The sequence below is a fragment of the Streptomyces durmitorensis genome, from assembly GCF_023498005.1.
Lineage (GTDB): Bacteria > Actinomycetota > Actinomycetes > Streptomycetales > Streptomycetaceae > Streptomyces > Streptomyces durmitorensis.
The window spans coordinates 7,258,950-7,281,108 of sequence record NZ_CP097289.1 but is presented as its reverse complement, the minus strand read 5'-3'; the positions used below and the strand labels follow the sequence as shown (position 1 = coordinate 7,281,108).

Genomic DNA, 22,159 nt, shown 5'->3' with positions numbered 1-22,159 from the left:
GACGTGACCGAGCTCAAGAGGCCGCCGCTTCCCCATGACTTCCATCCGCCCGTGGCGTCGTTCACGGTCGTGAGCGAGGACTTCGAGCCGGGGGCGGTCCTTAAGGACGCTCAGGTCCATGCGGCCGGGAACACCTCGCCGCACCTGCGGTGGGAGGGCTTCCCGCCGGAGACCAAGAGCTTCGCCGTGACCTGCTTCGACCCGGACGCGCCCACGGGCAGCGGGTTCTGGCACTGGTCCGTCATCGACATCCCGGTGTCGGTGACCGAGCTGCCCACCGGTGCGGGCAGCGGCAAGTTCGAGGGACTGCCCGAGGGCGCGGTGCAGGTGCGGAACGACTACGGGACGAAGGAGTTCGGGGGCGCGGCGCCGCCGCCCGGCGACCCGGCGCACCGTTATGTGTTCACCGTGTACGCGGTGGACCAGGAGAAGCTCGGGCCGGACTCCGACGCTTCGCCCGCCGTCATCGGATTCAATCTCCGGTTCCACACGCTCGGGCGCGCGCAGGTGCTCGCCGAGTACGCGGCTCCCGCCGGTAGCTGAGCGTTCACTGAACGTTTGCCCGCCCCTGGTCATGGAAGTGATCAGGGGCGGGCATTTTTTATTGCGTTGTCCATCTCGGCGTGCCCGGCCAGAGTTGATCCCAGCCCGCCAGGGGGTGGGTCGGTGTGCATACGGGAGGTGGGCGAAATGCGGGACACGCTGGTGCTGAACGCGAGCTTCGAGCCGCTGTCGACGGTGACGCTGAACCGTGCCGTCGTGCTGGTCCTCAGCGACAAGGCCGTCGTGGAGCAGGCCCACCCCGGACTCCGTGTGCGCGCGGCGGCGGTCGACATACCGGTGCCGCGGGTGATCAGGCTCTCCAGGTATGTACGGGTGCCGTTCCGAAGACAGGCTCCGTGGTCGCGGCGCGGTGTTCTCGTGAGGGACCAGCACCGGTGCGCGTACTGCGGGAGGCGGGCGACGACCGTGGACCACGTGGTGCCGCGAGCGCAGGGCGGCAGGGACTCCTGGCTGAACACGGTCGCTTCGTGCGCGGCGGACAATCACCGCAAGGCTGACCGCACCCCCGAGGAGGCCGGGATGCCGTTGTTGCGGCAGCCCTTTGAGCCGACTCCCGCGGATGCGATGTTGCTGGCGCTCGGCCGGGACGGGTTGGCGACGCTGCCGGGTTGGCTGGCGACGTCTGCCGCGTAGCCGCGTGCGGGTTGTTCTTGGCTGAGCGCGCAGTTCCCGCGCCCCTTCGGGGCTCTCAGTCGATCGGCGGTTGTTCGCGGCGCTCCTTGGGGGCGCCGCCCGAGCCGCCGCCCATGGGATTGAAGTTGCCGAGCGCGCCGCCGAGGCCCTTGAGGGCGTCGCCGATCTCGCTGGGGACGATCCAGAGCTTGTTCGCGTCGCCCTCGGCGATCTTCGGGAGCATCTGGAGGTACTGGTAGGAGAGGAGCTTCTGGTCCGGGTCTCCCGCGTGGATGGACTCGAAGACCGTGCGGATCGCCTGGGCCTCGCCCTCGGCGCGCAGGGCCGCGGCCTTGGCCTCACCTTCGGCGCGCAGGATCGCGGACTGCTTCTCACCTTCGGCGCGCAGGATCTCCGACTGCCGGACACCTTCTGCCTGGAGGATCGCGGCGCGCTTGTCTCGGTCGGCGCGCATCTGCTTCTCCATCGAGTCCTGGATGGAGGTCGGCGGCTCGATCGCCTTGAGCTCGACGCGGTTGACGCGGATGCCCCACTTGCCGGTGGCCTCGTCGAGGACACCGCGCAGCGCCGCGTTGATCTCCTCACGGGAGGTCAGGGTCCGCTCCAGGTCCATGCCACCGATGATGTTGCGCAGGGTGGTGACGGTGAGCTGCTCGATCGCCTGGATGTAGCTGGCGACTTCGTACGTCGCGGCGCGGGCGTCGGTCACCTGGTAGTAGATGACGGTGTCGATGTTCACCACGAGGTTGTCCTGGGTGATCACCGGCTGGGGCGGGAAGGGGACGACCTGTTCACGGAGGTCGATGCGGTTGCGGATCGAGTCGATGAACGGGACGACGATGTTCAGGCCCGCGTTCAGTGTGCGTGTGTAGCGGCCGAAGCGCTCGACGATCGCCGCGCTGGCCTGCGGGATCACCTGGATCGTCTTGATCAGGGCGATGAATACCAGCACCACCAGAATGATCAGGACGATGATGATTGGTTGCATCGTTGTTCCCCGTACCCCTCTTGCTCGGTGTTCCCGGAAGATCCGCGGAGCCTGCACCCGCCCCCGTGAAGATCTTGCTGGTCGAGTCTGTCAGACCGTCGCACACCCCGTGGTGCATTCACCTGACGACGGCCGTCACATGACGACGGCGGTCGCTCCGTCGATCTCGACGACATCCACCTCGCGTCCCGCCTCGTAGCTCTGCGAGGTGTCGAGCGAGCGGGCCGACCAGATCTCGCCGGCGAGCTTGATCCGGCCCCCTGAGGCGTCGACCCGTTCCAGGACGACGGCCGTCCTGCCCCTCAACGCGTCCACTCCCGTGGCCAGTTCGGGCCGTTGGGAGCGGTGGCGCGCCGCCACGGGGCGTACGACCGCGATGAGCGCGACCGACACCGCGGCGAAGACGATGACTTGGAGTACGGTGCCGCCGCCGAGGCCCGCGGTCACGGCGCCCGCGACGGCGCCCACGGAGAGCATGCCGAACTCCGGCATCGCGGTCAGTACGAGCGGGATTCCGAGCGCGGCGGCGCCGATCAGCCACCACACCCATGCGTCGATGTCCACATGGTCATGGTAGGACCGCGGGACCTTCCCGCACAGGGCACGTGATCCATCGGCCGGAGCGGGCCCGGCCGTTCGCGCCGGTGTCAGCCGAGCGGGAGACCCTGCGCACTCCAGCGCTCGCCCCGCTCCTCGACCACCAGGGGCAGTCCGAAGCAGAGGGAGAGATTGCGGGAGGTCAGTTCGAGCTCCAGCGGGCCCGCGGCCATGATCTTGCCCTGGCGGATCATGAGGACGTGGGTGAAGCCGGGGGCGATCTCCTCGACGTGGTGCGTGACCATGATCATCGAGGGGGCGATCGGGTCGCGGGCGAGGCGGCCGAGGCGGCGTACGAGGTCTTCGCGGCCGCCGAGGTCGAGGCCCGCGGCGGGCTCGTCGAGGAGGAGCAGCTCGGGGTCCGTCATCAGGGCGCGCGCGATCAGGGTGCGCTTGCGCTCGCCCTCGGAGAGGGTGCCGAACTTGCGGTCCAGGTAGTCGGTCATGCCGAGGCGGTCGAGGAAGGCGCGGGCGCGCTGCTCGTCGACGTCCTCGTAGTCCTCGTGCCAGCCGGCCGTCATGCCGTACGCCGCCGTGAGCACCGTCTGGAGCACGGTCTGGCCCTTGGGTAGCTTCTCGGCCATCGCGATGCCGGCGACGCCGATGCGCGGGCGGAGCTCGAAGACGTCCGTGCCGGGCTTCCCGAGGGTCTCGCCGAGGATGGTGGCGGTGCCGGTGCTCGGGTAGAGGTAGCTGGACGCGACGTTCAGGAGGGTGGTCTTGCCCGCGCCGTTCGGCCCGAGGATGACCCATCGCTCACCCTCCTTGACCGACCAGGAGACCTGGTCCACCAGAGCCCGGCCCTCGCGGACCACGGATACGTCCTCCAGCTCCAGTACATCGCTCATGAGCGCGTTGTCTCCCATTGCAGTCTCGGCTGTCGCTTGCGTCTGTGGACGCAGTCCCCTGGGAGAAAACCTACGCCACCGGCCGAGCGCTCCAGCCCTTAGCCCGGTCCTTAGGCTGTACGCATGCTCTCGGAACCACGCTCAGGACGCTTGGCAGCATGGGGAAATGCCCTTCTTGCCGGACTTGTCTCGCCGGACGACGCGGTGCTCGCGATGGTCGGCGACGACGCCGTGCACCGGGTCGAAGGTCTCCCCGGCGAGTCGGGGCCCGTCGGTCTCACGCTCGCCCTCGGACGATTGCGCACGCTGGGGGTGACCGGGCTGCGGCTCGCGCTGCCCGCGCCGGGCCATCCGCTCGGCCTGAGCGGGCCGCCCGCCTTCAACGCGCGAGCCCTTGAGGCGGAGGAGGCCGTCGTCGCCTACGGGGCGCCGTACGGTTTCGTGCCCGAGGTGTCCGAGGCGGGGCCCGCCGGTGATGTGCACGTGGAGGTCCTCTGGCACTGCCTGCCGGTACGGGAGGCGCCGCCCGCCGATGTGCCCTCGCTGGGCGAGGCGGAGCGTGAGCTCGCCGAGGCGCTGCGGGAGGCGACGGAGGTGCTCTCGAAGCTCGACGTCGCGGGCTCGGGTCCGGTCGCCGAAGCGGCGGTGGACGCGTACCGGGCGCGGGCCGAGCGGGGACGTGAGGCTCTCGCGCCGGGATACCCGCCGCGTGCGGTACGGGTGTTGGAGCTGGCCCAGCGGGTCGGCCTGCTGGTCTCGGTTGCGTTCGAGAACGGCCATGGCGGGGCCGTGAGCGCCTCGGAGATGGCTGCGCGGGGGGCGGCGCTCCGTCCGGTCGAACGGACGGCTCGGCGGGCCCAGGTGGCCGCCTATAACGCTTACGTGGAGGAGCAGACGCGGGGCTGAGCCCCGCTGCCCGGGGTCGGCCGGAGCTCCGGGGCCGTGTGCTCTGGAGAGACTGTCGACTGCGGGAGCGTCGTGGCTTGTCGCGCTCACGCGGCGGAGCCGCACATCGATACAGCCCCGCGCCCCTTACGGGGCACAGCCACAGCAGACCGGCCCCCCGGGGAAGCACCCGGGAGGCCGGTAGTCACTGCTGCGCCTGGGGCGTGCCTCAGGTGTTGAGGCCGTTGTTCGCGAAGGCCGGGTTGAGGGCACCGATGACCGACACGGTGTTGCCCACGGCGTTCACGGGGATGTGCACCGGCGCCTGGACGAGGTTGCCCGAGCCGACGCCCGGCGACTTCACGGCCTTGCCGTCCGCGTGCGCGCCGCCCGTGGCGGAGGCGAGACCGGCACCGGCGACGACGAGGCCACCCGCCACCATCGTGACAGCAGCGGCCTTCTTCAGGTTCTTCACTTCTGGACCCTCCTTGCGATCGCTGCGGCCAGCCGCCGCAGCACGCACTGGAGAACGGCCGGGCGGCTCACAGGTTGCGCCAAACGAGGGACATCCACACGACGGTATGAATCTCAGCCCGGAACACGACGTTCCGTTCTGCCGGTTGACGGTGTGCGCCGGAGCGTGGATCAGCCGGTCACACCATGTCGTACGGCCCACAGGGCGGCCTGGGTGCGGTCGGCGAGGTCCAGCTTCATCAGGATGTTCGAGACGTGGGTCTTGACGGTCTTCTCGGAGAGCACGAGCGCACGCGCGATCTCGCGGTTCGAGCGGCCGTCGGCGATCAGCCCCAGGACCTCGCGCTCCCGCTCGGTGAGCGAACCGCCCCTCCCCTGCCCGGTGCTGGCCTCCTCCTGGGACAGCAGCGCTCCCGCCACCTCGGGCTGGAGCAGCACATGCCCCGCGTGCACGGAGCGGATGGCGCCCGCCAGGGCCTCCGGGTCGACGTCCTTGTAGACATACCCTGCGGCGCCCGCGCGCAGGGCCGGGACGACCGTGCGCTGCTCGGTGAAGCTGGTGACGATGAGCACGCGCGCGGGGTTGGCCAGTTCGCGGAGCTTGCGCAGCGCCTCGACGCCGTCCATGCCCGGCATCTTGACGTCCATGAGGACGACGTCCGGTTTCAACTTCTCGGCCTGCTCGACTCCTTCGGCGCCGTCCGACGCCTCGCCCACGACCTCGATGTCGTCCTGCACCTCCAAGAACGTACGCAGACCGCGGCGGACCACCTGGTGGTCGTCGACCAGCAGCACCCGGATCCCTGTCTTCGGATTGAGCACAGCGTCAGCCACCGGGAACCTCCATCTCGATCGTCGTGCCCTTCCCGGGCTCCGATTCCACGGTCAGCTGTCCGCCGACCCCACCGGCCCGGTCCCGCATGGAGACCAGGCCCAAGTGCCGCCCCGCGCGGCGGATCGCGCGCGGGTCGAAGCCGCTGCCGTCGTCGGTGACGCGCAGCACGGCTCCCGCTCCGCGACGCACCAGGGTCACGCAGACGCGTTCCGCGCCGGAGTGGCGCAAGGCATTGTGCAGGGCCTCCTGGGCGACCCGCAGCATCGCCTCCTCCTGGGATGCCGGCAGGGCGCGGATGCCGCCGCTCTCGAAGGTGACTTCGGCCGAGTGCGCGCGGTCCAGGACCTGTGTGTGCGTGCGCAAGGTGGCGACCAGGCCGTCCTCGTCCAGGGCCGCGGGGCGCAACTCCACGACGGCAGCGCGCAGTTCGTCGGCGGCCTCGGCCGCGAGCACGGCCACCTGCTGGAGTTCGCCCTTGGCGCGCGAGGGATCCCGGTCCACCAGGGCCGCGGCGGCCTGGGCCGTCAGGCGCAGCGAGAACAGCTTCTGGCTGACGGCATCGTGCAGTTCGTGCGCGAGGCGTGAGCGCTCCTCGGCGATGGTCAGCTCGCGGCTGCGTTCGTAGAGCCGGGCGTTCGTGAGGGCGATCGCGGCGTGCTGGGCGAGGAGCGAGAGAAGCTCCTCGTCCTCTGCGGTGAAGCCGCAACCGCCATTCGGTTTTGCGGGCCTTCGGGGGTCTGGGGGTCGCCCCCCAGAAGATCGCAGCTTGTTGGCGAGGAAGAGCGCGCCGAGTGTCTCGTCCCCGTACCGGATCGGCAGGCCCAGGAAGTCGGACATGTCCGGGTGCGCGGACGGCCAGCCCTCGAAGCGCGGGTCCGTGCGCACGTCGGCGAGGCGCTCGGGCTCGGCCTTGTGCAGCATCGCGGCGAGGATGCCGTGCTGACGGGGCAGCGGGCCGATGGCGCGCCACTGCTCGTCGCTGACGCCGTCGACGACGAACTGGGCGAACCCTCCGTGGTCGTCCGGGACACCGAGCGCCGCATACTCCGCGTCGAGCAGTTCGCGGGCCGAGGCGACGATCGTCTTGAGGACGTCACGCACCTCCAGCTGCCTGCTCATGGCGAGAAGCGCGGAGCTCACCGCGTTCAGGCCGGACCGGTGACCTTGACTCATGGCCTCACCGTACCGGCGGGGTGTGACAGCGCGTATCGGACCTGTGGCGGCCGGAGCCTAGGGCCGTGGGCGTAGGCCGAAGGGCCCTGAGCCGATGCGGCCCGCGCACGAGGCGCCGGGGACGGGTCCGTTCCTACCGTGGGGTCATCCGCTGGAGAAGCGGCTGCCAGGGCGACCCGAGGGGACGGATGTCATGCCGGTAGCGATCATCACGGGGGCTTCGAAGGGACTGGGGCGTGCGCTGGGGGCGGCGCTCGCCGGGCGGGGCTGGGATCTGGTGCTCGACGCGAGAACGGCCGCCGCGCTCGATGACTCCGCGGCGTCCGCACGGGACCTGGCGGGACGCGGCACGCGCGTGGAGGCCGTCGCGGGGGATGTCACGGATGCCGGGCACCGGGCGGATCTGCTGGCCGCCGCGCACCAGCTGGGCGGTCTCGATCTGCTGGTGAACAACGCGAGCGCGCTGGGTGCGGAGCCGCTCGTGCGCCTTGAGGAGCTCACGCTCGACGGGCTGCGGCAGGCGCTGGAGACCAATGTGGTGGCGGCCCTGGGGCTGATCCAGGAGGCGCTGCCCTTGCTGCGGGCCTCGGGGGCGGGGGCGGTGGTCGACGTCAGCTCCGACGCGGCCGTCGAGGCGTACGAGACGTGGGGCGGGTACGGAGCGTCCAAGGCCGCGCTCGATCATCTGTCGGCGGTCCTTGCCGTGGAGGAGCCGGGGATCAGGGTGTGGGCGGTCGATCCCGGTGACATGCGGACCGATCTCTACGAGGCTGCCGTTCCGGACGACGAGGACGCCTCGGGCCGCCCGTCGCCCGAGACGGTGGTGCCCTCCTTCCTGCGGCTGCTCGACGAGCGCCCGCCGAGCGGTCGCTACGCCGCTCCCTCTCTTCTGGACGCGCGATGACGCTGGCCGTGCGGGTGCCCGACGAGCTGTCGGCCCGTGTGCCCGCCGAGCAGCGGGGTCAGGGGCTCAGCAGGGACGCGGTGCGGCTGCTCGTGTCGCGCGGGACGGAGGTCTCGCACCACGCGTTCGCCGACCTGCCCGAGCTGCTGCGGGCCGGGGACCTGCTGATCGTGAACACCTCACGGACTCTGCCCGCGGCGGTCGACGGAACCGTCGGGCACGCGCGCGTGGTGGTGCATTTCTCGACCCGGGGCGACGACGGACGGTGGGCCGTCGAGTTGCGGGATCCGGACGGCCGGGGCACCACGCGGGCGCGCGCGGGCGGGCCCGCGAATTCAGTCGTGCGGCTCCCCGGGGACGTACGCCTGGTCCTCGACGAGCCGCTGGCCCCGGGGAGCGGGCGGTTGTGGTGGGCCCGGGTGTCGGCCGATGTGCCCTCGCTGCTGCGGCGGCACGGGCGTCCCATCCGTTACGCCTATACGGAGAGGGACCAGCCGCTCTCCGCCCACCAGACCGTGTTCGCGCTGCCGTCGGCCGACGGGACGGGCAGCGCGGAGATGCCGAGTGCGGCGCGGCCGTTCACCGCGGGCCTCGTGGCACGCCTGGTGAGCCGGGGTGTGCAGTTCGCGCCGGTCGTCCTGCATACGGGGGTGGCGTCGCCCGAGGCGCACGAGCCGCCGTATCCCGAGCTCTTCGAGGTGCCGGAGACGTCGGCACGGCTGGTCAATGCGGCGAGGGCGGGCGGCGGGCGGGTCATCGCGGTGGGTACGACGGCCGTGCGCGCCGTCGAGTCCGCCACGGGGCCCGACGGGGTGGTGCGGGCAGCGGCGGGCCGTACGGAGCTCGTGGTGACGCCCGAGCGGGGTGTGCGTGTGGTGGACGGGCTGCTCACGGGGCTGCACGAGCCGCAGGCCTCGCATCTGCTGATGCTGGAGGCGGTCGCGGGCCGGGCCGCCGTGGACCGGGGTTATGCCGAGGCGGTACGCCGTCTCTACCTGTGGCACGAGTTCGGCGACGTGCATCTCCTCCTTCCGGAGGAGTTTCCTCACGCAGAGAATTGCAGCGGCAACTGTTGGTGAGGTTGTTACGTGGTCGATGTGAGCCCGCGCATAGGACCCACGTCACGTACGAAGTCCCCTAGTGGATGAGATATCCCTTTATCCGCAGGGAGCGCAATGCCGTCAAAGCGTACGCCGCACCCCCTGATCCACTATCCGGCTTCGTACGTCACTGCTTTGCCACAGAATTTTGCGCCCGCTAAGAATTGCTCCCGTCGCTCGGCGCCGCGGTCTCGCACCGCGGCGTTTGTGCCGGAGAAGCAAATGTCCCCCACCGGCCAGAGCGACCTCCGCGATTCGAAGAGGTCCATCAGCCATGTCCCAGCACAGCACCCCTGGTCATAGTCGCCCCGCGCCGACCAAGACCCAGAAGTTCACGATCGCCGGTGTCGCCACGCTCGGCGCCGCCGCCCTCGCGTTCTCCCTCGTGCCGGGCAGCGCCGATGCGGGAACGCAGACGCAGAGCCTCGAAGCCGCCCCGGTGGCCTTCAAGCAGAACGTCGACGCCCAGCAGGCCGTCCACGCCGGTGTCATCAAGCAGCAGAACACCGCCGACAAGCAGGCCAAGGACGCAGCCGCCGCGAAGGCGAAGGCCGAGGCCGACGCCGCCGCGAAGAAGCGGGCCGACGAGGAGGCCGCGGCCAAGAAGAAGGCCGAGGACGAGCGCAAGGCCAAGGAAGCCGCGAGCCGTGCCGCCGCGCGCAAGCCGGTCTACGCCAACAACCTCGACGGCTGGATCCGCCAGTCCCTGGACATCATGAAGGCCAAGGGCATCCCCGGCTCCTACGAGGGCCTGCACCGCAACATCATCCGTGAGTCCGCGGGCGACCCGAACGCCAAGAACGGCTGGGACATCAACGCCATCAACGGCACCCCGTCGGTCGGCCTGCTCCAGGTCATCCAGCCCACGTTCAACGCGTACCACGTCGAGGGCACGTCCACGAACATCTACGACCCGGTCGCCAACATCACGGCCGCGGCCAACTACGCGGCCGACAGGTACGGCTCGATGGACAACGTGAACGGCGCCTACTGAGCCTGATCTCCTGATCAACGGACCTCTTCGCCGAGGCTCCTCAGACGCCGAAGGGCGGCACCCCACAGGGGGTGCCGCCCTTCTCGTCTGCCCTGCCCGTGTCCATGGGCGGACATGACTACTTGCGCATGACCTCCGGCTCGTGGCGGCGCAGCAGTCGCGCGACCGCGAAGCCGCAGATGACGCCGATCGCGAGCAGGATCGTGATGTTCATGCCCCACTGTCCTGCCGAGTGCTCCCACAGCGGGTCGAGGTCGCCCGGCTTCTTCGGGTCCCACGGCGGCATGAGGTGCGCCAGGTCCAGCGTGGCGCCGGCGCCGGCGATGGCCCAGCGCGAGGGCATCAGCCAGGCGAACTGCTCAAGGCCGGGCGAGCCGTAGACCTGGAAGAGCACACCGGTGAAGACGACCTGGACGATCGCGAACATCACCAGGAGCGGCATGGTCTTCTCGGAGGTCTTCACCAGCGAGGAGATGACAAGGCCGAACATCATCGAGGTGAAGCCCAGGGCGATGATGACCAGGCAGATCTCGACGGCCGGGGGCATGATCAGGCCCTCTTCCGGCATGTCGCGGGTCGCGAAGCCGATGCCGCAGATGATGACGCCCTGGAAGGCCGTGATCACGCCGAGGACGATGACCTTGGACATCAGGTACGCCGAGCGGGAAAGGCCGGTGGCCCGCTCCCGTTCGTAGATGACCCGTTCCTTGATCAGCTCACGTACGGAGTTGGCCGCGCCCGAGAAGCACATGCCGACCGCGAGGATCAGCATGATCGTGCCCGCGTCGCCGTTGAACTTCGACGGCGGCTTGGGCGGGCCGAGCCCGAAGTCGGCCGGGATGACGACGCTGACGATGCCGAGGACCGCGGGCAGGATCACCATCAGGCCAAGGAAGCCCTTGTCCGAGGCGATCACCGAGGTGTAGCGGCGGATCAGGGTCCACAGCTGCGAGCCCCAGCCCTGCGGCTTGGGCGGCCTGATCGACTGCGGCGGCGGCATGTGGACCGACTGCGCGGCCACGGCGTCGATGTCGGCGGCGTACATCTGGTAGTGCTGCGAGCCCTTCCAGCGGCCCGCCCAGTCGTAGTCGCGGTAGTTCTCGAACGCCGAGAAGACATCCGCCCACGTCTGGTAGCCGAAGAAGTTGAGCGCTTCCTCCGGCGGACCGAAGTACGCGACCGAGCCGCCCGGCGCCATCACCAGGAGCTTGTCGCAGATCGCCAGCTCGGCGACCGAGTGCGTGACGACCAGGACCGTACGGCCGTCGTCGGCGAGGCCGCGCAGGAGCTGCATGACGTCGCGGTCCATGCCCGGGTCGAGGCCGGAGGTCGGCTCGTCCAGGAAGATCAGCGACGGCTTGGTGAGCAGCTCGAGGGCCACCGACACACGCTTGCGCTGGCCACCGGAGAGGGAGGTGACCTTCTTCTCCTTGTGGATGTCCAGCTTGAGCTCGCGCAGGACCTCGTCGATGCGCTGCTCGCGCTCCTGCTCGCTGGTGTCCGAGGGGAAGCGCAGCTTGGCGGCGTATTTGAGGGCCTTCTTGACGGTCAGTTCCTTGTGCAGGATGTCGTCCTGCGGGACCAGACCGATGCGCTGGCGCAGCTCGGCGAACTGCTTGTAGAGGTTCCGGTTGTCGTAGAGGACGTCACCCTTGTTGGCGGGCCGGTAGCCGGTGAGCGCCTTGAGCAGGGTGGACTTTCCGGAGCCCGAGGGGCCGATGACCGCGATGAGCGACTTCTCCGGGACGCCGAAGGAGACGTCCTTGAGGATGTCCTTGCCGCCGTCGACCGTCACCGTGAGGTGGCGGGCGGAGAAGGAGATCTCACCGGTGTCGACGAACTCCTCGAGCCGGTCGCCGACGAGCCGGAACGTCGAGTGGCCGACGCTGACGATGTCGTTCGGGCCGATGAGGGCCGTGCCCGACTTCGCGACCGGCTGACCGTTGATGTACGTGCCGTTGTGCGAGCCGAGATCGTGGATCTCGAAGCGGCCGTCCGGGGTGGCCGTGAACTCGGCGTGGTGCCGCGAGACCTGGAGGTCGGAGACGACCAGTTCGTTCTCCAGGGCACGGCCGATGCGCATCTTGCGGCCGAGCGAGAGCTGGTGGAACGTCGTCGGGCTGCGGTCTCCGTAGACCGGCGGGGCCCCCGCGACACCGCCGGAACCCGCACCGGGGCCCTGCTGCTGCGGGACCTGAGGCTGCTGAGGCTGCTGAGGCTGCTGGTGATGAGCTTGCTGCTGGGGCTGCTGCTGCCAGCCCTGCTGCTGGGGCATCTGCTGCTGCGCCGGGTACTGCGGCGCCTGCTGCTGGGATGCCTTGGCGGCCCAGCCGGGTCCGCCCTGCTGCTGCGCGTGGTGCTGCGGTGCCTGGTGTTGCGGCGCCTGCTGGGCCGGTGCCTGCTGAGCGGCCTGCTGCGGCGCGGACACGGCGGCGGCGCCCGCCGCGCTGCCGGACACATTCAGCCGCGGACCGTCGGTCGCGTTGCCAAGGTTCACGGCCGAGCCGGGGCCGATTTCCATCTGGTGGATCCGCTGGCCCTGCACAAAGGTGCCGTTGGTGCTGCCGTGGTCCTCGATGACCCAACTGCGGCCGCTCCAGCTGATCGTGGCGTGACGCCAGGACACCCTGGCGTCGTCAAGCGCGAGATCTCCCTGCGGATCACGTCCGAGGGTGTATGACCTGGACGGATCGAGCGTCCAGGTCCTTCCATTCAATTCCAGTACGAGTTCCGGCACTCCAGCCCCACTGAGTTGTCCCCCGAGCTAGCCCCCATATGGGGAGTCTAGGGATGTCGAACATCGGGAGGAACTATTTCAGGCGGAGGCCTCTGACCGAAAGTCGGGCCTTGTGAAGACTGCGTACGGGCCTCCGCGACCGCCCCGTTGACGGGGCAGAAACCGCCCCGGAGAGTAGTAACCGCCCACGAGTGCATACGGATCATGCGCATTGCGCACATCTCGCATGAATAGGGCGACGCGGCGGAAGTCGGGGGGTCCTCATGGAGACCGGCGGGAAACAGGCCGAAGGCCGGGGCGTGCGGTGGGGCGATGTGCTGCTCTCCGCGATCGCCGCCGTGAGCTGGGCTCTTGTCGGCATGGCCGGTACGGCCGCGCTCGGCCTGCATCTGCTCGGCGCGGACGCGGTGGGGTCACTGGGGCCGATGACGGCGGCTGTGGTGGCGCTCGGCGTGGGCGGCTCGGTCACCCCGTCCGGTGACGTCTCGGCGTTCGGGCTCGAAGGGGCCGAGGCGACCACCGCCATCGACATCGCGCCGCTGGGCGTCGGGCTCGCGGGGGCGGTACTGCTGGCGTATTTCTTCCTACGTTCCTTGCGCGCGGCGGGAGTTGTGATCACACCCGCCGAACTGGCCGCGCGCGCGGGCGCGGTGATCGTCCTCTTTGTGGCGATGCTCGGCGGGTTGGCATGGGCGGGTCACGACATCATCACGATCGACGGCGACCAGCTGGGGATCGACAAGGGCATCGGCGAGGGGATCGACCAGCTCCCGGACGACATCACGGACAAACTCCCCGACGGGCTCGGTGACGTCGGCGGCCTGCTGCCCGACCGGCTCGGCGACCTCGCACAGGCGAAGGCGGCGGTCGGCTTCACCGTGGACACGGGTCCGACGCTGCTCGGGGGCGCGGTGTGGGTCATCGGCGTCCTGCTGATCGCGCTGCTCGCCTCACGCCGTACGCCGCTGCCGCGGGGGTGGGACGCCGTGCACCGCGTGGTGCGGCCCGCCGCCTCCGGTCTCGTCGCGGTGGCGCTCGTGGCGGTGCTCGCCGGGCTCGCGGCGGCGCTGTACGCGATGATCGGCGACGCCCATCCCCAGCGCATCGCGGGGGCCGCGCTGCTCGGGGCGCCGAACGGGGTGTGGCTCGGGGTGCCGATCGGGCTCTTCGTGCCGTGGGACGGCGAGGCGACGGGGGAGCTGGCGAAGCTGCTCCCGGATCCGCTGGACGACCTCCTGACGGGGGCGGGCGGCTCGGGGAACGAGGCGGTGACGCTGGGGCGGCTCGCGGAACTCGACAGCCGGGTCTGGCTCCTCGGCGTCGCGGCGGCGCTGATGATCCTGTTCGCCGGGGTGCTCACCGCTGTCCGCACTCCCTACTTACGTGGCCGGACGGGGGCCCTGAAGTTCGCGGGGCAGTGCGCGGTGATGCTCGGTGCGGTGACCGCGCTCGCGCTGCCGTTGATGGTGTGGCTGACGGGGGTGTCCGCGGACGCCTCGCTCTCGGTGCTCGGCTTCGACGCGTTCGGGGCGGGGATCGAGCTGCACGGTCAGCTGGGGATGGCGTTCCTGCTTGGTGCGGCGTGGGGTGCCGGTGCGGGGGCGGTGGGGGCGTTGCTCGCGGTGGCGAGTGGGGCCGCGGGGGCCGGGTTGCGCCGCTTGCCCTTGGCGAGGGGGCGCATGGGGTGGCGCCGCCTGCCGGTGGGACGGCGGGTGGGTCGCGGGCTCCCGTTCCGGGGCCGTACAGCCCCGGCGATCCGTACCGGCCCGCGAACCCCGACACCAACCCGTACCTCCGGCCGCCGCGGGACGTCTCCGGGGCGCCGACGGTGGTGGGGCCGGTTGCTCCGCCCCCGCCCTCGCGGCCGAAGCCGCGCCCCCCTCGCTCCTCGGGCAACGGCGACTGGCCGCCGCCACCGCCTCCTCCGCCACCGCCACCGCCTCCGGGCGGCAGGGGGCGGTGACTTCGCGTTCCCCTCCGGGGAGGGTGGGGTGTGCCTGTGCCGCCGCGCCGCCGCCCCCTCCGGGGGCGGGGTGTGCCTGTGCCGCCGCTTCGCGGCGGATCCTTTCCCGCCCACCCACCCGAGCACCCCGCGGTGGATAGGGGGGTGGGCGTCGCTGGGTAAAGGGTGGGCGGGCGGGGGAAAGTCCGCCGGGGGCAAACGGATGGGCGGGCGGAGAAGAACCGCTGCGGGCCAGACGGCGGGTGGGTGGGAGAGGAACCACCGCAGGGCAACGGGTAGGCGGGCGGGGGGACCGCTGCGGGGAAATCGGGCGGGCGGGTGGGAAAAGAACCGTCGCAAGACAAACACGCAGGCCAGCGGGAGAAGGCCACCGCAGGGCAAGCAGGCGGGCGGGCGAAAGACCACCGCAGGGTAATCGGGCGGGCGGGTGGGAAAAGAACCGTCGCAGGACAAACACGCAGGCCAGCGGGAGAAGGCCACCGCAGGGCAAACGGGCGGGTGGGCGAAAGACCACCGCAGGGTAATCGGGCGGGCGGGTGGGAGAAGAACCGTCGCGGGACAAACACGCAGGCCAGCGGGAGAGGGCCGCGGCGGTCGAAGGTGCCCCGCCTGTCGGCGGGTGAAGACGCGGCCCAGCCCACGCCGTGTCCGGCACGCGGACCACCCCGGCGGCCGAGCCGCGCCGCCGGATACGGTGGGATCACCATGAGCGCTTCGCAGCCCCCGCAGCCCGCCGACGTCCCCACGCTCCTCGTCAAGATCTTCGGCAAGGACCGCCCCGGAATCACCGCAGGCCTCTTCGACACCCTCGCCGCCTACTCCGTCGACGTGGTCGACATCGAGCAGGTCGTCACCCGTGGCCGCATAGTGCTGTGCGCGCTCGTGACCGCGCCGCCGGCCGGCCTGGAGGGCGACCTGCGGTCCACCGTGCACAGCTGGGCCGATTCCCTGAGGATGCAGGCCGAGATCATCTCGGGCATCGGTGACAACCGCCCCCGCGGCCTCGGCCGTTCCCACGTCACCGTGCTCGGCCACCCCCTGACCGCCGAGTCGACGGCCGCGATCGCCGCCCGCATCACCGATACCGGCGGCAACATCGACCGCATCTTCCGCCTCGCCAAGTACCCGGTCACCGCAGTCGAGTTCGCCGTCTCCGGCACGGAGACCGAGCCGCTGCGCACCGCTCTCGCCCTGGAGGCCGCGAGGCTCGGCGTGGACGTCGCCGTCGTCGCCGCGGGCCTGCACCGACGCGCCCAGCGGCTCATCGTGATGGACGTCGACTCGACCCTGATCCAGGACGAGGTGATCGAACTCTTCGCGGCGCACGCCGGCTGCGAGGACAAGGTCGCCGAGGTGACCGCCGCCGCGATGGCCGGAGAGCTGGACTTCGAGCAGTCGCTGCACGCCCGCGTGCAGCTGCTCGCCGGGCTCGACGCCTCGGTCGTCGACAAGGTCCGTTCCGAGGTCCGCCTCACCCCCGGCGCCCGCACCCTCATCCGCACCCTCAAGCGCCTCGGCTACCAAGTGGGCGTCGTGTCGGGCGGATTCACTCAGGTCACCGATGATCTGAAGGAACGTCTCGGCCTCGACTTCGCGCAGGCCAACACCCTGGAGATCGTCGACGGCAAGCTCACCGGCAAGGTGACCGGCGAGATCGTGGACCGCGCGGGCAAGGCCCGCCTCCTTCGCCGCTTCGCCGATGAGGCCGGGGTCCCGCTGGAGCAGACCGTCGCGATCGGCGACGGCGCCAACGACCTCGACATGCTGAACGCGGCCGGTCTCGGTGTCGCCTTCAACGCCAAGCCCGTCGTCCGCGAGGCCGCGCACACCGCGGTGAACGTCCCCTTCCTCGACACCGTCCTCTACCTCCTCGGCGTCACCCGCGAAGAGGTCGAGGCGGCGGACACGCACACCGACTGACGTCGGACCCACTCCCCCATCACGCCGTACGCCGATGGGCCCCGGAACCGCTGCGGTTCCGGGGCCCATCGGCGTACGCGCATCGGGGCTACTCGGACGGCGCCCAGTAGTCGGCGAGCGTGCCGACTCCCGGCTCAAGGGCCTTCCACGATCCGGAGTACGTCAGGACGGCGAAGGCCGAGGTCGGGAAGCCGCGGCGGTCCATCCGAGTACGGGCGTCGCCCTCGGCGTCGCCCGCGAGGATGTCGGCGAGCCCCTGCACTCCGGGGTTGTGGCCGATCAGTACGACGTTCTGCACGTCGTCCTGGGTTTCGTTGAGCACGGCGATCAGCTCGCCCGGAGAGGCCTCGTACAGCCGCTCCTCGTAGACGGTCTTGGGCCTGTGCGGCAGCTCATGGACGGCGAGCTTCCATGTCTCGCGGGTCCTGGCGGCGGTCGAACACAGGGCCAGGTCGAAGGGGATGCCGCTGTCGGCCAGCTTGCGCCCGGCGACGGGGGCATCCTTGCGGCCGCGCTCCGCGAGCGGGCGCTCGTGGTCGGACACCTGCGGCCAGTCGGCCTTCGCATGCCGGAAAAGGACAATCCTGCGGGGTTCTGCGACGCTCATGCGTCCCAGCTTCGCATGAAAGGCGCCAGCAGGCGCAAGGAGTTGGCGTGCTCCCCCGGCACGGGTGACGGCGTCCACCCGGGGCAGGTCACGGGGCCGTACGGAACACCGTCTCCTGGATGCGCTCGAGCACGTGCGTGACGACCGGCTCGCCGCTCGCCGCGTGTGCGTCGGCAGGGTTCAGTATCAGCAGGAGCAGGGCCGCGAAGGCGATGGCGGGAAGGGCGATCGCCCACCACGGAAGCTGGATCTCGACGCTCGCAGAGTCCTTGGGGGCTCCCGGGTCGCGAAGGATGTGCGAACGGGCCGACATGCCGCCTCCGTGGTCTTCGAGTCCTCCGTGCCGCGTCCTCGCGGCCACATCTCGAAGGTACGGATCCGGCGACCCTCAGCACATCCGGTGATCCACCCACTTGACCCTGACACTGGCCCCCTAGGGGATGGTGGTGCTAGCCCCACCATCCGCCCGGCCGGGGGCAGTTCACGGCGAGGCGATGGAGGCGATGACGCCGATGATCACGGTGATGGCCAGCATCGTGCCGAGCACGATGAGCAGCTTCTTCTGGCCGTTCTGGGGGTTCGGGTCGAGCACTGGCATGGGGTGAGTCTCGCACCCTTTGTCCGAGGGGTCGCCGCCGGGGTCACGCGAACGGCTCCCCTCAGGCTGCGGAACGGCCGCCCCCAGGCCGCGGAACGGCCGCCCCCGGGTTGCGGGAGCGGCCGGCGCCTACGTCAGGCAGCCGCGGCGACCTCGTCCTCGACGGTGCGGTTGCGGCCCGCCAGGATGCCCACCACGATCTGCGGCACCATCAGCCCCGCCATGAGCGCGATCGGCAGCCCCCAGCCGCCACTGTGCTGATAGAGCACGCCCACCAGGAGCGGCCCCGGGATCGAGATCAGGTAGCCCGTGCTCTGCGCGAAGGCCGAGAGCTTGGCGACACCCACACTGCTCTTGGCCCGCATGCCGACCATGGTCAGGGCCAGCGGGAAGGCGCAGTTGGAGACGCCGAGCAGCAGGGCCCACGCCCAGGCGCCGCCCTCAGGGGCGAGGTAAAGGCCCGCGTATCCGGCGAGGCCGCAGGCGCCGAGCACGACCACCACGGGGCCCTGGTTCGGCAGCCGTGTGGCGACCCGCGGGATGACGAAGGCCAGCGGCACACCCATCGCCATGGTGACGGCGAGCAGCACACCGGCCTCCCCCGCCGGGACTCCCGCGTCACGGAAGATCTGCGGCATCCAGCCCATGGTGATGTACGCGGCGGTGGCCTGGAGCCCGAAGAAGCAGGCCAGCGCCCATGCCGTACGGCTGCGCGTGATGCGCAGCCCGGCGTCTTCCTTGCGCACCTCGGAGCTGACGTGCTCCGGGGCCGCGGACGCCGCGCTCTTGTCCCGCACGAGCGGCACCCACGGCACGACGGCGACGACGGCGAGCGCCGCCCACACCGCGAGCCCGGACTGCCAACTGCCGCCCATGGCGTCGGTCATGGGCACCGTGATGGCGGCCGCCATCGACGTGCCGAGCGCGAGCGCCATCGAGTAGAGACCGGTCATCGAGCCGACCCGGTCCGGGAACCAGCGCTTGACGATCACCGGCATCAGGACGTTGCTGACCGCGATGCCCATGAGGGCGAGCGCGCTCGCGGCGAGGAAGCCCGCGGTGCCGCCCAGGAAGGGGCGGATCACCAGGCCCGTGGCGATCGCGACCATGCCCGCGCAGACCACGGCGCTGGGGCCGAACCGGCGGGCGAGCCGCGGCGCCATGACCCCGAAGAGCGCGAAGCACAGCGGCGGGACGGAGGTGAGAAGACCGGCGAGCGTGCCGCTCATGCCGAGCCCGTCGCGCACCTCTTCGAGGAGGGAGCCGAGGCTGGTGATGGCCGGGCGGAGGTTGAGGGCGGCGAGGACGATGCCGACCATGACCAGACGCGTCGTCCACGCGCGCGTGGGGGGCTGTTTCTCCGCTGCCCCGTCCGCCGCGGCGGTACGTATCGGTGTCGTCTGTGCCGGTGTCATCGTCGAGGTTTCCTCACTAGCCATGGGGCCATCATAGAATCATGGGATGATTGGCTGTCCAATCTATAGTCTCTGTTCTCGTCACAGTGCTCGCTCAGTTCTCGTCACACCGCTGGCACTGTTGCCTCTGTCTCCGTCACATCGCGCACGAAGGAACGTCATGCCGCTGACCACCCCTCACCGCTCGGCGCTCTCCGAACAGGTCATCGCCGAGCTGCGTAACCAGATCTCCTCGGGAGAGTGGCCGGTCGGCTCCCGCATTCCCACCGAGCCCGAGCTGGTCGAGCAGCTGGGCGTGGCGCGCAACACCGTCCGGGAGGCGGTCCGCGCCCTCGCGCACAACGGCCTCCTCGACATCCGCCAGGGCTCCGGCACGTATGTCGTCGCGGAGAGCGAACTGGCCGGCGTGATGCAGCGCAGGTTCGCCGACGCGGATCCGCGGCACATCGCGGAGCTGCGCAGCGCCCTGGAGTCGAGCGCGGCGAAGCTGGCCGCGCAGCGGCGCACCGAGCGCGACCTCAAGCAGCTCGACGCCCTGCTGGAGCGCCGCGAGGAGGCCTGGGCCACCGGTGACGCCGAGGCCTTCGTGGCGGCCGACGCGACCTTCCACCTGGCCGTCGTGGCCGCGTCCCACAACGACGTGATGACGGCGATGTACGCGGACCTCGGCGAGGTCATGCGCGACTGGCTGCGCGAGGACGTCGGCGAGAAACTGACCCCCGAGAGCCACATGGACCACGCCCGGCTCGTCGACGCGATCCGCGAGAACGACGCGGAGGCGGCCGCCAAGGAAGCCGCCGCCTACCCGTTCATGTGCCGCCCGGAGCTGTTCACTTCTGGTGGCTGACCCACACCGACCGGATCTCCTTCCAGCACCGTCCGGCGAGCCGCACGGTCTCGGCGGGCCCGGCCTCCACAAAGACTCCGTCGCTGTCGATGTCCCACCACTGCTCGCACTCCACGTGCAGCCGGACCCGGTCGGTCTCGGGGTACGGGTTGTGGCAGTAAACGACCGCTTCCGACCCCTCGACGGCGGTGCGGCACTCCGAGCCGAACGGCCGCGGTTCGACGGCCTCCACGCGCGTGCGTGGAGGCTTCGCCTCTCCGACGGCATGCGACGCGGCGCCGTACGGCAGGGCGATCAGCAGGGTGAGAGCGGCGAGCACCGCAGGAGGTGACGGGCGCACACCTCAGGGTGCGCGCCTGTGCCCCGGCCCCGCCTGGCCGGTGGACCGAACGGGTGACGCCCCGCCGCCCGCTCATCGCGGGGACGGGGCGTCAGAAACGTACGTAATGCCTGCTCAGGCACCCATCATGTGCACGCCGCCGTCGACGTGGATGATCTCGCCCGTGGTCTTCGGGAAGAAGTCCGAGAGCAGCGCGACGATGCCGCGGCCCGCGGGCTCCGGGTCGGCCATGTCCCAGTCCAGCGGGGAACGGGTGTTCCACACGTCGGCAAGGTCGGCGAAGCCCGGGATGGACTTGGCCGCCATGGAGCCGATCGGGCCCGCGGAGATCATGTTGCAGCGGATGTTCTCCTTGCCCAGGTCGCGGGCGAGGTAGCGCGAGGTGGCCTCGAGGGCGGCCTTGGCCGGGCCCATCCAGTCGTACTTCGGCCAGGCGAACTGCGCGTCGAAGGTCAGCCCCACGACGGAGCCGCCGTTCGGCATCAGCGGGCGGCAGGCCATGGTGAGCGACTTCAGGGAGAACGCCGAGACGTGCATCGCCGTCGCGACGTCCTCGAAGGTCGCCTCGAGGAAGTTGAAGGCACCCTGCGGAGCGAAGCCGATGGAGTGCACGATGCCGTCGAGGCCGCCGAGCTCGTCCTTGACCAGGCCCGCGAGCCGGTCCAGGTGCTCCTGGTTGGTCACGTCGAGCTCGATGACCTTGGCGGGCTTGGGCAGCTTCCTGGCGATGCGCTCGGTGAGCGTGGGGCGCGGGAAGGCGGTGAGGATGATCTCGGCGCCCTGCTCCTGCGCGACCTTGGCCGCGTGGAACGCGATGGAGGACTCCATCAGAACGCCCGTGATCAAAATCTTCTTGCCGTCGAGAATTCCGCTCATGGTGATCAGTGACCCATGCCCAATCCGCCGTCAACCGGGATGACGGCTCCAGTGATGTACGAGGCGTCGTCCGAGGCGAGGAACTTCACCGCGGCAGCGATCTCCTCGGGCTGCGCGTAACGGCCGAGCGGCACCTGCGCCATGATGTTCGACCGCTGGTCGTCGGTGAGCGCCTTGGTCATGTCGGTGTCGACGAAACCGGGCGCCACGACGTTGAAGGTGAGATTGCGCGACCCGAGTTCCCGGGCGAGCGAGCGCGCGAAGCCGACCAGGCCCGCCTTGGAGGCGGCGTAGTTCGCCTGCCCCGGGCCGCCCATCAGGCCGACGACGGAGGAGATCAGCACGACGCGGCCCTTCTTGGCGCGCAGCATGCCGCGGTTGGCGCGCTTCACGACACGGAAGGTGCCGGTGAGGTTGGTGTCGAGGACGGACGTGAAGTCCTCCTCGGACATCCGCATGAGGAGCTGGTCCTTGGTGATCCCGGCGTTTGCCACCAGGACCTCCACCGGACCGTGCTTCTCCTCGATCTCCTTGTAGGCCTGCTCCACCTGCTCGGTGTCGGTGATGTCGCACTTGACGGCGAGGACTCCGAGGTCGGTGAGGGCCTGGGGCGGTTCACCCGAGCGGTAGGTGATCGCGACCTTGTCGCCGGCGTCGGCGAAGACGTGGGCGATGGCGAGGCCGATGCCCCGGTTTCCTCCGGTGACGAGAACCGAGCGGCTCAACGGATCACCCTTTCGATAGCGGTCTGGTACCTCGAAAACCTATCGGTACGGTGCTCCATACGGAGAATCGGCGACCGACAGTGGCTTACCGGACTCGCTGTCGGGTCCCTACAGAAAACTCTGGCCGCCGGGCCCT

The 22,159-nt window shown here is 70.4% G+C and carries 21 protein-coding genes and 2 pseudogenes; 9 read left to right on the top strand and 14 right to left on the bottom strand.

Translation table 11 applies throughout. The features are described 5' to 3' along the window. Positions 1–3 precede the first annotated feature (3 nt). Both M4V62_RS32545 and M4V62_RS32540 read left to right on the top strand, forming a co-directional pair. Entirely contained in the window at positions 4–543 is a 540-nt protein-coding gene (locus M4V62_RS32545; protein WP_249590770.1) for a YbhB/YbcL family Raf kinase inhibitor-like protein, read from the top strand. 147 nt (positions 544–690) lie between these two features. Continuing rightward, positions 691–1,197 carry an HNH endonuclease gene (locus M4V62_RS32540; protein WP_249590769.1) on the top strand — a complete coding sequence of 169 codons (507 nt, stop codon included), beginning with the start codon at positions 691–693 and terminating at the stop codon, positions 1,195–1,197. 55 nt (positions 1,198–1,252) lie between these two features. Here M4V62_RS32540 and M4V62_RS32535 read toward each other — a convergent pair whose 3' ends face one another. The 3 genes and pseudogenes from M4V62_RS32535 to M4V62_RS32525 all read right to left on the bottom strand — a co-directional run. Next, positions 1,253–2,185 (bottom strand): SPFH domain-containing protein, encoded by a 933-nt coding sequence (locus M4V62_RS32535; protein ID WP_249590768.1) that lies wholly within the window; start codon positions 2,183–2,185, stop codon positions 1,253–1,255. Positions 2,186–2,320: 135 nt separating this feature from the next. Continuing rightward, entirely contained in the window at positions 2,321–2,749 is a 429-nt protein-coding gene (locus M4V62_RS32530) for an NfeD family protein (RefSeq protein WP_249590767.1), read from the bottom strand. Between the two features lie 350 nt (positions 2,750–3,099). Further along, positions 3,100–3,630 (bottom strand): annotated as a pseudogene (locus M4V62_RS32525) (ABC transporter ATP-binding protein); the annotation flags it as partial. 123 nt (positions 3,631–3,753) lie between these two features. Between M4V62_RS32525 and M4V62_RS32520 the strand changes: the two are divergent. Beyond that, on the top strand, positions 3,754–4,536 hold the full coding sequence (locus M4V62_RS32520; protein ID WP_249590765.1) for a hypothetical protein: 783 nt from the start codon (positions 3,754–3,756) through the stop codon (positions 4,534–4,536). A gap of 208 nt (positions 4,537–4,744) precedes the next feature. On the opposite strand, the gene M4V62_RS32515 is transcribed toward M4V62_RS32520, so the two are convergent. From M4V62_RS32515 to M4V62_RS32505, 3 genes are all read right to left on the bottom strand, one after another. Continuing rightward, a complete protein-coding gene (locus M4V62_RS32515) occupies positions 4,745–4,990 on the bottom strand; it encodes a chaplin (protein WP_249590764.1) in 246 nt (81 codons plus the stop codon). Between the two features lie 170 nt (positions 4,991–5,160). Beyond that, positions 5,161–5,823 (bottom strand): response regulator, encoded by a 663-nt coding sequence (locus M4V62_RS32510; protein ID WP_283779120.1) that lies wholly within the window; start codon positions 5,821–5,823, stop codon positions 5,161–5,163. Next, on the bottom strand, positions 5,816–6,997 hold the full coding sequence (locus M4V62_RS32505) for a GAF domain-containing sensor histidine kinase (RefSeq protein ID WP_249590763.1): 1,182 nt from the start codon (positions 6,995–6,997) through the stop codon (positions 5,816–5,818). The genes M4V62_RS32510 and M4V62_RS32505 overlap by 8 nt, the downstream gene beginning before the upstream one ends. A gap of 193 nt (positions 6,998–7,190) precedes the next feature. Between M4V62_RS32505 and M4V62_RS32500 the strand changes: the two genes are divergently transcribed. The 3 genes from M4V62_RS32500 to M4V62_RS32490 all read left to right on the top strand — a co-directional run bounded on the left by M4V62_RS32500 (position 7,191) and on the right by M4V62_RS32490 (position 9,995). Beyond that, on the top strand, positions 7,191–7,901 hold the full coding sequence (locus tag M4V62_RS32500) for an SDR family NAD(P)-dependent oxidoreductase (protein ID WP_249590762.1): 711 nt from the start codon (positions 7,191–7,193) through the stop codon (positions 7,899–7,901). Then, a complete protein-coding gene (locus M4V62_RS32495; protein WP_249590761.1) occupies positions 7,898–8,980 on the top strand; it encodes an S-adenosylmethionine:tRNA ribosyltransferase-isomerase in 1,083 nt (360 codons plus the stop codon). The genes M4V62_RS32500 and M4V62_RS32495 overlap by 4 nt, the downstream gene beginning before the upstream one ends. 295 nt (positions 8,981–9,275) lie before the next feature. Next, positions 9,276–9,995 (top strand): transglycosylase SLT domain-containing protein, encoded by a 720-nt coding sequence (locus M4V62_RS32490; protein ID WP_249590760.1) that lies wholly within the window; start codon positions 9,276–9,278, stop codon positions 9,993–9,995. 118 nt (positions 9,996–10,113) lie between these two features. Here M4V62_RS32490 and M4V62_RS32485 read toward each other — a convergent pair whose 3' ends face one another. After that, positions 10,114–12,732 carry an ABC transporter ATP-binding protein/permease gene (locus tag M4V62_RS32485; RefSeq protein ID WP_249590759.1) on the bottom strand — a complete coding sequence of 873 codons (2,619 nt, stop codon included), beginning with the start codon at positions 12,730–12,732 and terminating at the stop codon, positions 10,114–10,116. A 263-nt stretch (positions 12,733–12,995) separates the two neighbouring features. On the opposite strand from M4V62_RS32485, the pseudogene M4V62_RS32480 reads away from it, so the two are divergent. Continuing rightward, positions 12,996–14,695 (top strand): annotated as a pseudogene (locus M4V62_RS32480) (streptophobe family protein). A 705-nt stretch (positions 14,696–15,400) separates the two neighbouring features. After that, a complete protein-coding gene (gene serB / locus M4V62_RS32475; protein WP_249590758.1) occupies positions 15,401–16,615 on the top strand; it encodes a phosphoserine phosphatase SerB in 1,215 nt (404 codons plus the stop codon). An 88-nt stretch (positions 16,616–16,703) separates the two neighbouring features. Here serB and M4V62_RS32470 read toward each other — a convergent pair whose 3' ends face one another. The 4 genes from M4V62_RS32470 to M4V62_RS32460 form a co-directional block, all read right to left on the bottom strand. Beyond that, positions 16,704–17,222 (bottom strand): SixA phosphatase family protein, encoded by a 519-nt coding sequence (locus M4V62_RS32470; protein ID WP_249590757.1) that lies wholly within the window; start codon positions 17,220–17,222, stop codon positions 16,704–16,706. A gap of 88 nt (positions 17,223–17,310) precedes the next feature. Continuing rightward, entirely contained in the window at positions 17,311–17,535 is a 225-nt protein-coding gene (locus M4V62_RS32465; RefSeq protein ID WP_249590756.1) for a hypothetical protein, read from the bottom strand. A 168-nt stretch (positions 17,536–17,703) separates the two neighbouring features. After that, positions 17,704–17,820 (bottom strand): SGM_5486 family transporter-associated protein, encoded by a 117-nt coding sequence (locus M4V62_RS43635; protein ID WP_283779119.1) that lies wholly within the window; start codon positions 17,818–17,820, stop codon positions 17,704–17,706. A 134-nt stretch (positions 17,821–17,954) separates the two neighbouring features. Beyond that, positions 17,955–19,259, bottom strand: coding sequence for a CynX/NimT family MFS transporter (locus M4V62_RS32460; protein ID WP_249590755.1), 1,305 nt, complete (start codon positions 19,257–19,259; stop codon positions 17,955–17,957). A 136-nt stretch (positions 19,260–19,395) separates the two neighbouring features. On the opposite strand from M4V62_RS32460, the gene M4V62_RS32455 reads away from it, so the two are divergent. After that, positions 19,396–20,082 (top strand): FadR/GntR family transcriptional regulator, encoded by a 687-nt coding sequence (locus M4V62_RS32455; RefSeq protein ID WP_249590754.1) that lies wholly within the window; start codon positions 19,396–19,398, stop codon positions 20,080–20,082. On the opposite strand, the gene M4V62_RS32450 is transcribed toward M4V62_RS32455, so the two are convergent. The 3 genes from M4V62_RS32450 to fabG all read right to left on the bottom strand — a co-directional run bounded on the left by M4V62_RS32450 (position 20,066) and on the right by fabG (position 22,023). Continuing rightward, positions 20,066–20,401, bottom strand: coding sequence for a hypothetical protein (locus M4V62_RS32450; protein ID WP_249590753.1), 336 nt, complete (start codon positions 20,399–20,401; stop codon positions 20,066–20,068). The two genes, M4V62_RS32455 and M4V62_RS32450, sit on opposite strands and share 17 nt — an antisense overlap. A 135-nt stretch (positions 20,402–20,536) precedes the next feature. After that, positions 20,537–21,298, bottom strand: a complete 762-nt coding sequence (fabI, locus tag M4V62_RS32445) for an enoyl-ACP reductase FabI (protein WP_249590752.1) — start codon at positions 21,296–21,298, stop codon at positions 20,537–20,539. 5 nt (positions 21,299–21,303) lie between these two features. Beyond that, positions 21,304–22,023, bottom strand: a complete 720-nt coding sequence (fabG, locus tag M4V62_RS32440) for a 3-oxoacyl-[acyl-carrier-protein] reductase (protein WP_249590751.1) — start codon at positions 22,021–22,023, stop codon at positions 21,304–21,306. Between the last annotated feature and the right edge of the window lie 136 nt (positions 22,024–22,159).